This window comes from Flavobacterium eburneipallidum (genome assembly GCF_027111355.2).
GTDB classification, from domain to species: Bacteria; Bacteroidota; Bacteroidia; order Flavobacteriales; family Flavobacteriaceae; genus Flavobacterium; species Flavobacterium eburneipallidum.
Genome location: NZ_CP114291.2, coordinates 2,578,112 through 2,590,653, shown reverse-complemented (window position 1 = coordinate 2,590,653; position 12,542 = coordinate 2,578,112). Strand labels below are relative to the sequence as shown.

The 12,542-nt window shown below is 34.2% G+C and carries 11 protein-coding genes; 4 read left to right on the top strand and 7 right to left on the bottom strand.

Going from position 1 to position 12,542, the window contains the following annotated elements:
• Positions 1-80 precede the first annotated feature (80 nt).
• The 3 genes from OZP15_RS10935 to OZP15_RS10925 all read right to left on the bottom strand — a co-directional run bounded on the left by OZP15_RS10935 (position 81) and on the right by OZP15_RS10925 (position 4,565).
• Positions 81-2,303: an NADP-dependent isocitrate dehydrogenase gene (locus OZP15_RS10935; RefSeq protein WP_281336101.1), complete on the bottom strand. Its 2,223-nt coding sequence runs from the start codon at positions 2,301-2,303 to the stop codon at positions 81-83.
• A gap of 285 nt (positions 2,304-2,588) precedes the next feature.
• Positions 2,589-2,939: a 50S ribosomal protein L19 gene (gene rplS, locus OZP15_RS10930; protein WP_269227918.1), complete on the bottom strand. Its 351-nt coding sequence runs from the start codon at positions 2,937-2,939 to the stop codon at positions 2,589-2,591.
• A 165-nt stretch (positions 2,940-3,104) separates the two neighbouring features.
• Positions 3,105-4,565 carry a TonB-dependent receptor gene (locus OZP15_RS10925; protein WP_281336100.1) on the bottom strand — a complete coding sequence of 487 codons (1,461 nt, stop codon included), beginning with the start codon at positions 4,563-4,565 and terminating at the stop codon, positions 3,105-3,107.
• A 107-nt stretch (positions 4,566-4,672) separates the two neighbouring features.
• On the opposite strand from OZP15_RS10925, the gene OZP15_RS10920 reads away from it, so the two are divergent.
• Both OZP15_RS10920 and OZP15_RS10915 read left to right on the top strand, forming a co-directional pair.
• Entirely contained in the window at positions 4,673-5,437 is a 765-nt protein-coding gene (locus tag OZP15_RS10920; RefSeq protein WP_281336099.1) for an MBL fold metallo-hydrolase, read from the top strand.
• A 12-nt stretch (positions 5,438-5,449) separates the two neighbouring features.
• Positions 5,450-5,950 carry a hypothetical protein gene (locus OZP15_RS10915; RefSeq protein ID WP_281336098.1) on the top strand — a complete coding sequence of 167 codons (501 nt, stop codon included), beginning with the start codon at positions 5,450-5,452 and terminating at the stop codon, positions 5,948-5,950.
• Between the two features lie 59 nt (positions 5,951-6,009).
• On the opposite strand, the gene OZP15_RS10910 is transcribed toward OZP15_RS10915, so the two are convergent.
• The 4 genes from OZP15_RS10910 to OZP15_RS10895 form a co-directional block, all read right to left on the bottom strand.
• The gene (locus tag OZP15_RS10910) at positions 6,010-6,654 is read right to left on the bottom strand and encodes an alpha/beta hydrolase (protein WP_281336097.1); all 645 of its coding nucleotides are present in this window, start codon (positions 6,652-6,654) and stop codon (positions 6,010-6,012) included.
• A gap of 76 nt (positions 6,655-6,730) precedes the next feature.
• Positions 6,731-7,063, bottom strand: a complete 333-nt coding sequence (locus OZP15_RS10905) for a hypothetical protein (protein ID WP_269225471.1) — start codon at positions 7,061-7,063, stop codon at positions 6,731-6,733.
• A 116-nt stretch (positions 7,064-7,179) separates the two neighbouring features.
• A complete protein-coding gene (locus OZP15_RS10900; protein WP_269225470.1) occupies positions 7,180-8,433 on the bottom strand; it encodes a dihydroorotase in 1,254 nt (417 codons plus the stop codon).
• Between the two features lie 106 nt (positions 8,434-8,539).
• Complete coding sequence (locus OZP15_RS10895; protein WP_269225469.1) at positions 8,540-10,468, bottom strand: vWA domain-containing protein; 1,929 nt, start codon at positions 10,466-10,468, stop codon at positions 8,540-8,542.
• A gap of 82 nt (positions 10,469-10,550) precedes the next feature.
• Between OZP15_RS10895 and OZP15_RS10890 the strand changes: the two genes are divergently transcribed.
• Positions 10,551-11,375 (top strand): BRO-N domain-containing protein, encoded by an 825-nt coding sequence (locus OZP15_RS10890; RefSeq protein WP_281336096.1) that lies wholly within the window; start codon positions 10,551-10,553, stop codon positions 11,373-11,375.
• Positions 11,376-11,418: 43 nt separating this feature from the next.
• Positions 11,419-12,537, top strand: a complete 1,119-nt coding sequence (locus OZP15_RS10885; RefSeq protein ID WP_281336095.1) for a lactonase family protein — start codon at positions 11,419-11,421, stop codon at positions 12,535-12,537.
• The last annotated feature ends 5 nt before the right edge of the window (positions 12,538-12,542 follow it).

The window sequence follows — 12,542 nt, the reverse complement described above, 5'->3', positions numbered from 1 at the left end:
TCCCTCAACCAAATATATAAAAAAAGACGACCCGAAAGTCGTCTTTAATATAGTATAAACTAGAATTGTAAAAAATCTACTTATGCAATTTTTGCCAAAATAGTATTGAATGTTTCACTTGGACGCATCGCTTTGCTAACTAATTCTGGAGTAGGTTGGTAATAACCACCAATAGTTTGTGCTTTTCCTTGTGCTCCAATTAATTCAGCGTTGATTTTTGCTTCGTTCGCTTCAAATTCAGTAGCGATAGGAGTGAAAATCGCTTTCAATTCCGCATCTTTTGTTTGAGCAGCCAAAGCTTGAGCCCAGTAGAATGCTAAATAAAAGTGAGAACCTCTATTGTCAATTTGACCTACTTTACGAGCAGGAGATTTATCAGTAGCTAGGAATTTATCATTTGCTTCGTCTAATGTTTCTGATAAAACAATCGCTTTTGAATTGTCTAATGTTTGTCCTAAATGCTCTAAAGAAGCGCCTAATGCCAAGAATTCACCTAATGAATCCCAACGTAAATAGCCTTCTTCAATAAATTGCTCCACGTGTTTTGGAGCCGATCCACCAGCACCCGTTTCAAACAAACCACCACCATTCATCAACGGAACGATAGATAGCATTTTTGCTGAAGTTCCAACTTCAAGAATTGGAAACAAATCTGTTAAATAATCACGCAATACGTTTCCTGTTACAGAAATAGTATCCAGACCTTTTATGATTCTTTCTAATGTAAATTCAGTTGCAGCAACCGGATTAAGAATACGAATGTCTAAAGCAGATGTATCGTAATCTTTCAAGTATTTTTGAACTTTCACAATTAATTCTCTATCGTGTGCTCTGTTTTCGTCTAACCAAAATACTGCAGGGGTACTAGACAAACGCGCTCTGTTTACAGCTAATTTTACCCAGTCCTGAATAGGAGCATCTTTTGCCTGACACATTCTGAAAATATCTTTTGCTTCAACTGCTTGTTCCATTAAAACGTTTCCGTTAACATCCACAACACGAACCACTCCGTCAGCTTTCATTTGGAAAGTTTTGTCGTGAGATCCGTATTCTTCTGCTTTTTGTGCCATCAAACCTACGTTTGGAACACTTCCCATTGTTGTTGGGTCAAAAGCACCGTGTTTTTTACAGAAATCAATTGTAGCGGTATAAACACCAGCATAACAACGGTCTGGAATAACAGCGAAAGTATCTTGTAATTTTCCGTCTTTGTTCCACATTTGCCCAGAAGTACGGATCATTGCTGGCATTGAAGCATCAACAATTACATCTGAAGGAACTTGCAGGTTAGTAATTCCTTTTTCAGAATTTACCATTGCCAATGCTGGTCCGTTTTCGATAGCTTGGTTGATAGCAGCTTCTACTTCTGCTTGTTCTGGTTTTCCAGCAATTTTAGCATAAACATCACCCAAACCATTTCTAGTGTCAACACCTAATTCAGCGAATAAAGTAGCATATTTTTCGAAAACAGCTGCGAAATAAACTTCTACAATAGCACCAAAAATAATTGGATCAGAAACTTTCATCATCGTAGCTTTCAAGTGAACCGAAAGCAATACGTTTTGTTCTTTAGCTTCTTGGATAGTTTTAGCAACAAAAGATTTCAAAGCATTCACGTTCAATACTGAACTGTCAATGATTTCACCAGCTTTCAAAGGAGTACTTGCTTTCAAAACAGTAGTTGAACCGTCTTTAGCAACGAATTCTATTTTTACATCTGTAGCATCTGCAAGAGTAACTGATTTTTCACTTCCGTAAAAATCACCACTTTCCATTGAAGCAACTTTGGTTTTTGAGTCAGAAGACCAAGCTCCCATTGAATGAGGGTTGGCTTTAGCGTAGTTTTTAACCGCTTTTGGAGCTCTACGATCCGAGTTTCCTTCACGTAAAACCGGGTTTACAGCCGATCCTAAAACTTTAGAATATTTAGCTTTTATTTCTTTTTCAGCATCCGTTTGAGCATCTTCAGGGAAGTTTGGTACAGCATAACCGTGTGATTGCAATTCAGCAATAGCCGCTTTTAATTGTGGTACAGAGGCAGATACGTTTGGTAATTTTATGATATTAGCTTCTGGTGAAGTAGCTAATTTTCCAAGTTCTGCTAAAGCATCTCCAGTTTTTTGGTCATCCTTTAAAAATTCTGTAAAGTTAGACAAGATTCTTCCCGCAAGAGAAATATCTCTGGTTTCAATCTCGATATTTGAAGTAGCAGTAAATGCCTGAACAATTGGTAAAAAAGAGTAGGTTGCTAGTAAAGGAGCCTCGTCTGTAAGAGTGTAAAAAATTTTTGCTTTTGATGTCATTTCTTTTATTTTATAATCTAAATCACAATTAATTAAGACCTTATTGATAATTTTAACGATTGATATAAGGGTGGCAAAGATATGAAATGAAGTTGTAATAGCAGAGGGAATTGTTTACAAAAAAACAATTTTAAAGAGATATTATGTGATATTTTGAATTTACGATTTTAAAGACTATTTGATTCTTAAATTATGATTTTAGTGGTATGAAAATTATCAAAAAAAAAGTCCCAATTTCGATAATTATCGCATTGGGACTTTTTGTAATTAAGAGTACAGAGTAAACTATCTTCTTTTATCTTTAATTTTAGCTTTTTTACCAGTAAGTTCTCTGAAGTAGAAAATTCTAGCTCTACGTACAGCACCTTTCTTATTGATTTCAATTTTTTGCAAAGCTGGCAAGTTAACTGGGAAGATACGCTCTACACCAACTGCACCTGACATTTTACGGATAGTAAAAGTTTCTGTGTTTCCAGAACCTCTTCTTTGAATAACAACACCTTTAAAAAACTGTGTTCTTGTTTTTTCACCCTCTTTAATTTCATAGAAAACTGTGATTGTGTCTCCAGCTCCAAATACAGGGAAATCTTTTCTTGTTACGAATTCGTCTTGAACGAATTTCAATAAATCTGCCATTTTATTTTTTATTTTATGGTTTTTAAAAAGAGCAACATTCACGGTTTTCGCCAGAGGTTGGTCTAATGAGGGCGCAAAAATAATTATAAATTATGAATTATGAATTATAAAAAGTGATTTTTTTCAACGGGTTTTTCTTTTAAAGTTAAAAAACTACTTTCAGTATTAGCTATTTGATTCCATTAATGAATTTGGATTGTATCCAAAAAGTGATTTTTTCTTAATGATTTCGGATACTCCGGGTGGTAGCATGGTTTCCCATCCAGGTTTGTTGGTTCCAATCATTTTTAAAACTTCACGAGAAAAAACCTCTAATGTTTCTGGAGCAAAGTTGGTTATATCAACTACTTTACCGTTAAATTTGAAAAATTTATATAATTCTTTCGTTCTTGGATGTACTTTTAAATTTTCGGAATTCATGATTTCCTTGTTTTCATCCAGCATTGGATATAAATATACCTTCATATCTCGATAAAATAACTTACCAAAGGCTTCTAGAATTCCACCACTCAAATGGCGATAGTATTTCTCGTCAAAAATATCTACTAAATTGTTTACTCCCATGGCTAATCCCATTCTTGCTTTGGTATAGTTAGAGAAATATTCAACGACTTTATAGTATTCTTGGAAATTCGAAATCATTACAGTTTGTCCTAATGAACAAAGCAATTCGGCTCTATCCATAAAATCTTTTTCATCAATTTCTCCGTCCGAACGCAAGTTTGATAATGTGATTTCAAAAATAACCAAGGTGTTTTTTTCATCGACTTTGTTTTCGTTCAGGAACATCTTCAAGGATTCTTTATACATGTCCATATTTACCTTGGTTACAGGTCGGAAACTTCCTCTTAAGGTAAGAATATTTTTTTTGTATAAAATAGCAGCAGGAAGGACGTTTCTGGCTTGAGGGTCAAATATTACGGCATCGGTCATTCCGTTTTTTACTAATTGTAAACTCATCAAACGGTTGTCAACATTAGCAAAACGTGGTCCAGAAAAATTGATGGTGTCTATTTCTAGTTGATCTTTGTCTAAATGATCGTATAAATAGCGTAGGAATTTTTTAGGATCATCATATTTGTAATAAGCACCGTAAATTAAGTTTACACCAAGAACTCCTAATGTTTCTTGTTGCAATCGCACATCAGTTTCTTTAAAACGAATATGCAGAATTATATCGTTATAGGCTTCGTCAGGTTCTAATTGGTATCGAATTCCTACCCAGCCATGACCTTTAAATTGTTTTGCAAAGTCAATTGTAGCAACTGTATTGGCGTAACTGAAAAACATTTTATCAGGATGTTTGGCTCGGCTTAATCTTTTTTCGATTAGGTTAACTTCGTGAGACAGCATTTTTTTAAGACGGCTTTCGGTTACATATCTTCCATCAGCTTCAATTCCATAAATAACATCGCTAAAATCTTTGTCGTAAGCTGATGTTGCTTTGGCAATGGTTCCTGAAGAACCTCCTGCTCTGAAAAAATGTCTAACGGTTTCTTGACCAGCACCAATCTCGGCAAAAGTGCCATAAATGTTTCCGTTTAAGTTGATACGAAGTGCTTTATCTTTAGTAGAGGGAATTTGTTCGATGACTCTGTCACCCTTGAGTTTTATCTTTTTATCCATATTATTCGAAGTATAGGGATTATTTCTACAAAGTTAATTAAATCGGCTTCTTATGAAAGAGAAATTAATCCTATTTTTGCAAAAATAATTAGCAAATACTGTGCTAGATGAAAGTATATTTTTTAGGAACAGGAACATCACAAGGAATCCCGATAATAGGAAGCAATCATCCCGTTTGCTTAAGTGCTGATTTAAAGGATAAAAGACTTCGGGTTTCGGTTTGGATTCATTGGGAAAATCATTCTTATGTCATAGATTGTGGTCCTGATTTTAGACAGCAAATGTTGGCTTCCAATTGTCAAAAAGTAGATGGAATTTTATATACTCACGAGCATGCTGACCATACTGCGGGTTTAGACGACATTCGCCCTTTTAATTTTAAGCAAGGCGAAATGCCAATTTATGCCCATCAACGAGTAATGGATAATCTCAAAATGCGATTCGACTACGTTTTTAAAACCGAAAATAGATATCCCGGTGCACCTTCTGTCAAAACGATTGAAGTAGTCAACAATCATCCGTTTGCAATTGGAAATAAAATGGCAATTCCAGTTACTGTAATGCACGGAGATCTTCCTGTTTTTGGCTATAGAATTGATGATTTTGCTTATTTGACCGATGTAAAAACCATTGAAAAAGACGAAATTACCAAATTGAAAAATCTAAAAGTATTGGTTGTAAATGCCTTGCGAGAAACACCTCATGATACTCATTTTAATTTGCAAGAAGCCTTGGATTTTATAGCATTGATTCAACCTGAAAAAGCTTATCTTACTCATATTAGTCATCTTATGGGATTTCATGAAGAAGTACAAAAAAGACTTCCAGAAAACGTTTTTCTGGCTTACGATAATTTAGAAATTACTCTTTAAAATTAATTGAAAATGAAAAAATCATTATTGCTTTACCTTTTTATATTGTTAGTTCTTGTAAACATATTTACTTATATGTATTTCAGTAAGCAACTCGTTTATGAACAAGAAAAAGCAGCAAAAATAGAAGCACGATTGAAAAAAGATATAGTAACAGCCGATGCAAAACTTGTAGATGCCAATTATTTTTCTTTAGAAAAAAATGAAAACGCCCAGAATTATTTTAATCCAGATAATGCTACCAAAACAATTCTAGTAGAAAAATTGATTCCAGTTGTAACCGAAAAATTAATGGATTTGAATGAAAATCCTAAAGGAAATCCATACATCGGTCAAGATCAAATAGGAGTGAATAAATTTATCATTAACAAAGTGAAAGTCCTAAATCACCGTTGGATTATCGTTGATTTCAGCGATGGCGAATACTGGGGAGAAGCCCTAATTAAATATTTTGTCAATGATGATGAAACCGTCTCTTTTGAAACATTTCAATCGTTGTTATACCAGAAATAGTGGTCAGTTATTCAGTGGTCAGTGCGCAACTAAACACTTACCACTGATTACTGCCTACTTCAAGAAAGTAGCCAATTCTTGAAGTCATAAAAATTTTGAGGAGAAACCCCGTGACCAATCGGATATTCTTTATAAGTCGAATTGATGCCTAAATTCTCCAGAAAAGGTTTTGCTTTTCTTCCCCATTCCACAGGAATTACTTGGTCAACAGTTCCGTGAGAAGTGAATATTTTAAGATTTGAAAATGTATTCTTTAAATAATTTTCTTCTATAATTTCCAGATTAATATAACCACTCATAGCTACTACTTTTTGCACTTTTTCAGGATGAGAAAGCGCCACAGCATAACTCAAAATAGCACCTTGGCTAAACCCAATTAAAGTTACATTTTGAGAATCAATAGGATAATTTGCGGCTAATTCATCAATAAATTGAGCAATTACATCTCTGGAACTTCTAGCTTGGTCGTTGTCGGAAAATTTGTTTTGATCAGCGTCAAAGTTGATGGCGTACCAAGCATAACTTCCGTATTGCATATCGTATGGAGCACGAGCCGAAACAATATAATATTCGTCAGGAAGTTCTGTAGCGAAAGAAAATAAATCTTCTTCGTTGCTTCCGTAACCGTGAATTAATAGTAAAAGAGGATTTTTATCCAATTTTATTTTGGGTTCTCTGATGAGGTATTCTAAAGATAAATTCATTTTTTGTATTGTTTAGAATCTTTGTCAAAGTTTTAAACTTTGACAAAGATAAAAGGAGTGTGTTTTGTATTGAAATTTATGAAATTGTCTTAAACCATTTTTGGAAATAATTTCCCAATAAAGGGACAGGTTTTGTTTCACCATTGATGGCGCTAAAAATGCCGTAAGTCCATAAAATAGAAAGGAAAACCCACATAGATATGGAAATCATTGGGCTGTCAAAAGGACTGATGATTAATCCCAATGAAATAAAAGTGAGTGACAATCCCAATGCCTGACGAATGTGGAATGAAGCATAAGTACTTTTATCTTCTCCGCTATTCATTGACATTGCAATAGGAACACCAATGATTAAAATGTAGCTTGTTATAGCGGCTGTTTTTCCTTTTTCTATACTGTTGTTTTCCATATTTTTAACCACAAAGTTCACAAAGGTTTTACGCGAAGTTCACAAAGTTTTTTTGGTTTTTATAAGTTTAATAATAGTGTTCTTTGTGCCTTCTTCGTGCACTTTGTGTTTAAGTTTTATACTAAAACTAATTTTCCTTGATTGTAAATTCCGTATGCTTTTCCTTTGCTTTCTGTTCCTAAAAAAGCAGAGTTTTTAGACTTTGATAAGATGTTATCTTTAGAAAAAATACTTTTTCCTTCAGGATTGAATAAGCTGATGTTAGCTTTGTTTCCTTCAGCAATGGTTTGTGATTCAATGCCAAAAGTAGCTTTTCCGGAAGTCAGTTTTTCGATTACTTTTTCCAAAGGCAATACGGTCAACAAGGCTCCAAAAGCACTTTCCAAACCAATAGTTCCGTTTTTGGCCAAATCAAATTCCATTTTTTTGTGTTCTATGTCGATTGGATTATGGTCGGTCGTAATTATGTCAACTGTATTGTCCAGAATTCCGGCAAGCAATGCTTGTCTGTCGGTTTCTGTTCGCAATGGTGGCGAAACTTTGCATCGAGTGTCAAAATTTTCTAGTTTTTCATCCGTCAAAACTAGATGATGTACGGCAACGCTACAAGTTACATTCAATCCTTTAGCTTTGGCTTCCTTAATTAATGCTACTGATTTTGCCGTAGAAATGGTTGGAATATGTAATTTTCCACCAGTGTATTCCAGCAAAAACAAGTTTCTGGCTATTTGTAATTCTTCGGCCAAATTTGGAATTCCTTTTAGCCCTAATCTTGTAGAAACGATTCCTTCATTGGCAACGCCGTTCCCTTTGATGTTCGAATCTTGGGCGAAAGCAATAACCAATCCATCAAAATCCTGAACGTATTGCAAGGCTATTTTTAGTAAATTGGCATTGTCCAAACTCTTGTTGTAATCTCCAAAAGCAACGGCACCGGAATTTTTCATATCGAATAATTCCGCCATATCTTTTCCTTCGCTTCCTTTTGTCAAGGCTCCAATTGGGAAAAGTTCGGTAGCAAATCCATTGGCTTTGCTTTTTACAAAATTTATTTGCGATTGATTGTCGATAATCGGGTAGGAGTTGGGTTGCAAAGCTATCGCAGTAAAACCGCTTTTGGCAGCAACATTCAATCCGTTTGCAATGGTTTCTCGATCTTCAAAACCGGGTTCTCCAAGTGAAACACTAGAGTCAAACCAACCTTGGGAAACGTGTAAATTGTCGAGTTTTACTTCCGCGGTATTTTCTAAATTAGGAAGCAATTTTCCAATTTTGTTGATGCTGCCATCAACAATCAAAATATCAACAGTTTGGTTGTGAAAAGGACTTTCAGAATCGATAATTTTGGCGTCCCGGATGATTGTATTCATAGTACTTTCTAATTATTGAATATTTCTTTTCTCCACGAATTGCACAAATTTTCACAAATTATTTTAAATAAATTCGTGAAAATTCGTGAAATCTGTGTCTAATTTTTTACTTCACAAATCGTATAATTGCCATTTCGGTTACCAGAAAAAGCAATGCAAATATAACAAACCATTTCCAAATTTGACTGTCTGTTCGGTCGGTTTGTAAGCTATTGAAAACGGTGTCGATGGAATCGATAGTTTTATAATCAGAAAGCGCTTCTTTATTAGCTTGAGCCAAATCACTTTCGGTTCTATTGTAGTTAAAACTGATGTTTTGCAAACGCTCATTTTGGTTGTAAATTCCAAAATTTCCAGCTTGTTCTGGAAAATCGTTGAAAGTCATTTTTACTTTATCGTTCAGGATTTGTTGAACAGGAATGAAGGTTTCGGTCTCGTTTTTGACTTTCAAAATTTCATCTTTTGACAAAGTGGCGTCAACCAAAAATGGATTGTTGTTGCCAATGTTTAATGCGATTACACCATTATTTTGATTGTTGATTCCCATTTTGTAAAAAACGGGAACAATCAAGGGGGATTGTTGAAAATTAGAATTTTCGAGATTAATTGGAGCTGTGAAAATATAAACTGACGAAATTGGATTGCTGATGGAAGTCAAAAACGCAGTTTGGTCTTCATAATACAAAACGGCAGGATTAGAACCCGCTATTGCAAAGGAAGTTTTTGTTTTTGGATATTGGAAATTATTGATTTTATTTTCGAAAACACCACTAAACAAAGGATGATTGAAGTTGATTTTAGTGACCTTTTTTTCTTTGTTTTCCAAAGATTTGAATTGGATGTTTCCAAAGATTTTCAAAAACGGATTAATGTTTGCTGTTGCAGTTTTTGCCGATGGAATAAGAACCAAGTTTCCACCTTTTTCCACAAACGATTTCAAGGTAGTTTGCAAGGCTTGTGGTATTTCATCCAGTTCGTTTAAGACAATAGTATTTTGTTTTTCGAGTGCGTTGTAATCCAACGTTTCAATTGCAAAGTTGTTGAAATTGAATTCGTCATTGGTATAAATTCGAGACAAAAAGTTCGATTTTTCAGCTGTTCCAATGCTGATGATGTTGTTTTTTTTAGGTTTTGAAATACTGAAATATAAGTTATTATCGTATTCTAATCCGTTATCCGTTATAGAAACATAACCGTGGAAATCCTTTTTTGGAATGGTGAAATAGATTGTTTTGTCTTTGGTTTCGAATTTTGTCAAAGTCTTTGCAATCAGTTTGTTTTGATTGTATAAAGCGACTGGAAGTGCTGCGTCTTTTTCGCCAAAAGCAGATAATTTCAAACCAATTTCATAAAAATCATCCAGGGTTTGATGAATAAAAACGCTGTCAATCGAAGCATTGTTTTTTTGTTCCGCTTCTGGAATAATAAAATAGGTATTGAAGTCGCTGTCAATACTTTTCAATTGTTTGGATTCCAAACCAACTGCATCCGTAATCACGACAACATCTTTGTTAAAAGCTGATTTTCTTGATTTTATTTTCGCCATAGCACTTTCTAATTGGAACGGTAAAGCACTGTATTTTAGGTTTTGTAATTCAGTTCGAATGGATTTGATATCGGTATTCCAAAAAGTTTCGGAATTGGTAATCAAAGAAAAAGTTTGATTTTCAGGAGTGTTTTCCAATAATTCCTGAACGGCTCTTTTTAGTAGTTCACCTTTTTGACCTTTGGCCTGCATCGAAAAGGAATTGTCCAAAACAATATACATTTCGTTGGAACTGTTTTTGGTGTCTTTGGCTTTGAAAAAGGGTTGCGCAAAGGCAATGACAATACAGGTTAACAGTAATAATCGCGTGGCTAAAAGCAGCCATTTTTTTATTTTCGAACTCTTTCGGGTTTGGATGGAAAGTTCTTTCAGGAAACGAACATTGGTGAAATATTCCTTTTTGAAACGTCGCAATTGAAATAAATGGACTAGAATTGGTATGACCAATAAGAAGAGGAAATAGAGGATTTCTGGATGTTTGAATTGCATTTTTCAAAGATAGTATTTTGATTTTATATTACAGAAATCAGTTTTTAAATTTTCTTATATTTGAAGAATAGAATTTAGAATTATGACCAAAGAAACTGCATTACAACTTTTTGAGCAAAAGCAAGTTCGTTCTTTATGGAATGAAGAGGAAGAAAAATGGTATTTTTCTATTGTTGATGTGGTAGAAGCATTAACAGATTCTGTAAATCCAACTGATTATTTAAAAAAAATCAGAAAAAGAGATACGGAGTTGGGAAGCTACATAGGGACAAATTGTCCCCAGGTAACTATGTTGACTAATGGTAAAAAAAGGAAAACATTAGCTGGAGATACCACGACTATTTTTAGAATCATCCAATCCATTCCATCACCAAAAGCAGAACCTTTCAAGCTTTGGTTGGCGAAAGTGGGAAGCGAAAGACTGGACGAAATGCAGGATCCAGAAATAGGAATTGACAGGGCTTTGCAACATTATTTGCAATTGGGTTATTCTGAAAATTGGATTAATCAGCGTTTGAAAAGCATTGAAATCCGTAAAGAACTTACTGATGAATGGAAAAACAAAGGATTAAAAGAAGGCACTCAATTTGCCATATTAACTGATATTATTACTAAAGCTTGGTCTGAAAAAACAACCAAAGAATATAAAATTCTGAAAGGTTTGAAAAAAGAAAACCTTCGGGATAATATGAGTAATACCGAGTTAATCTTGAATATGTTGGCAGAAGCTTCCACTAAAGATATTTCGCAAGCAGTTAATCCAAAGAATTTCGTGGAGAGTCAAAAAGTGGCGCAACAAGGCGGAAATGTTGCCAAAGTTGCCTTGAAAGAGTTGGAAGCCAAGACAGGTAAAAAAGTAGTTACGAGTATTTCTGCAAAAACACTTTTAGACAATAAAAAGCAGTAGCAATTTCAATGGCAATATCAATTACAATAATAAATTCAAAAAAATGAAACAAATCTATTTCTATCTTCTATTTCTTTTTGCAACTGTTGGATTACAGGCACAGGAAAATAAATTCAATTTAATCGTTGGAACTTATAATCGTACTTGCGAAAGCAAAGGAATGTATGTCTATGAATTTAATTCCAATACAGGAGATTTGACTTTGAAAAACAATACTGAAAATGTGCTGAATCCAAGTTATTTGAGTGTTTCTAGTGATACTAAATTTGTTTATTCTGTGAATCAAAATAAGAATGGTGGTAATGAAAATGGCGTTAGTGCTTTTAAATACGATAGTAAAACGGGTAAACTAGATTTTATAAACAAGAAAATTGCCAATGCAGACGGGCCTTGTTACATTATTGATGATGATAAAAATATAATAACAGCCAATTATTCTAGCGGAAGTATTTCTGTTTTTGGTAAAAATAATGACGGAAGTGTGAGTGAAGTTAAGCAAATCGTGCAACACTTTGGAAAAGGCATTGATAGAAGGCAGGAAATGGCTCATGCACACATGACGGGTTTTTCGCCAGACAAAAAGTATGTTTTGGTAAGCGATTTGGGTACAGATAAAATTTATTCGTATCAGTACAATCCTAATGCAGAAAAAGAAGTTCTCGTTTTTAAAGATACTGTAAATGCTAAAAAGAGTAGTGGACCAAGACATTTTACTTTTAGCAAAGATGGAAAATACGTGTATTTACTACAAGAAATTGATGGCAGTCTGACAACCTTTAGTTATGCTGACGGAATCTTGAAAAAAGTGGATGAAACTTCCATTGTAGCTCCTGATTTTAAAGGAGAAACTTCTTCAGCAGATATTCATATTTCGCCTGATGGGAAGTTTTTGTACGCCAGTAATCGTGGAACTGCTAATGATATATCCGCTTTTAAGATTTTGAAAAAAGGAAAATTGGAATTTGTGAGTAGAACAAGTACTTTAGGAAAAACCCCTCGAAATTTCACCATTGATCCAACAGGAAATTTTCTTTTGGTAGGCAATCAAAATTCGAATGATATTGTGATTTTCAAAAGAGATAAAAAAACGGGAAGTCTTACAGCAACTGGAAAAAAAGTAGAATTGTGTTCCCCAGTTTGTTTTGTTTTTACGAAGATTTAGCTTCC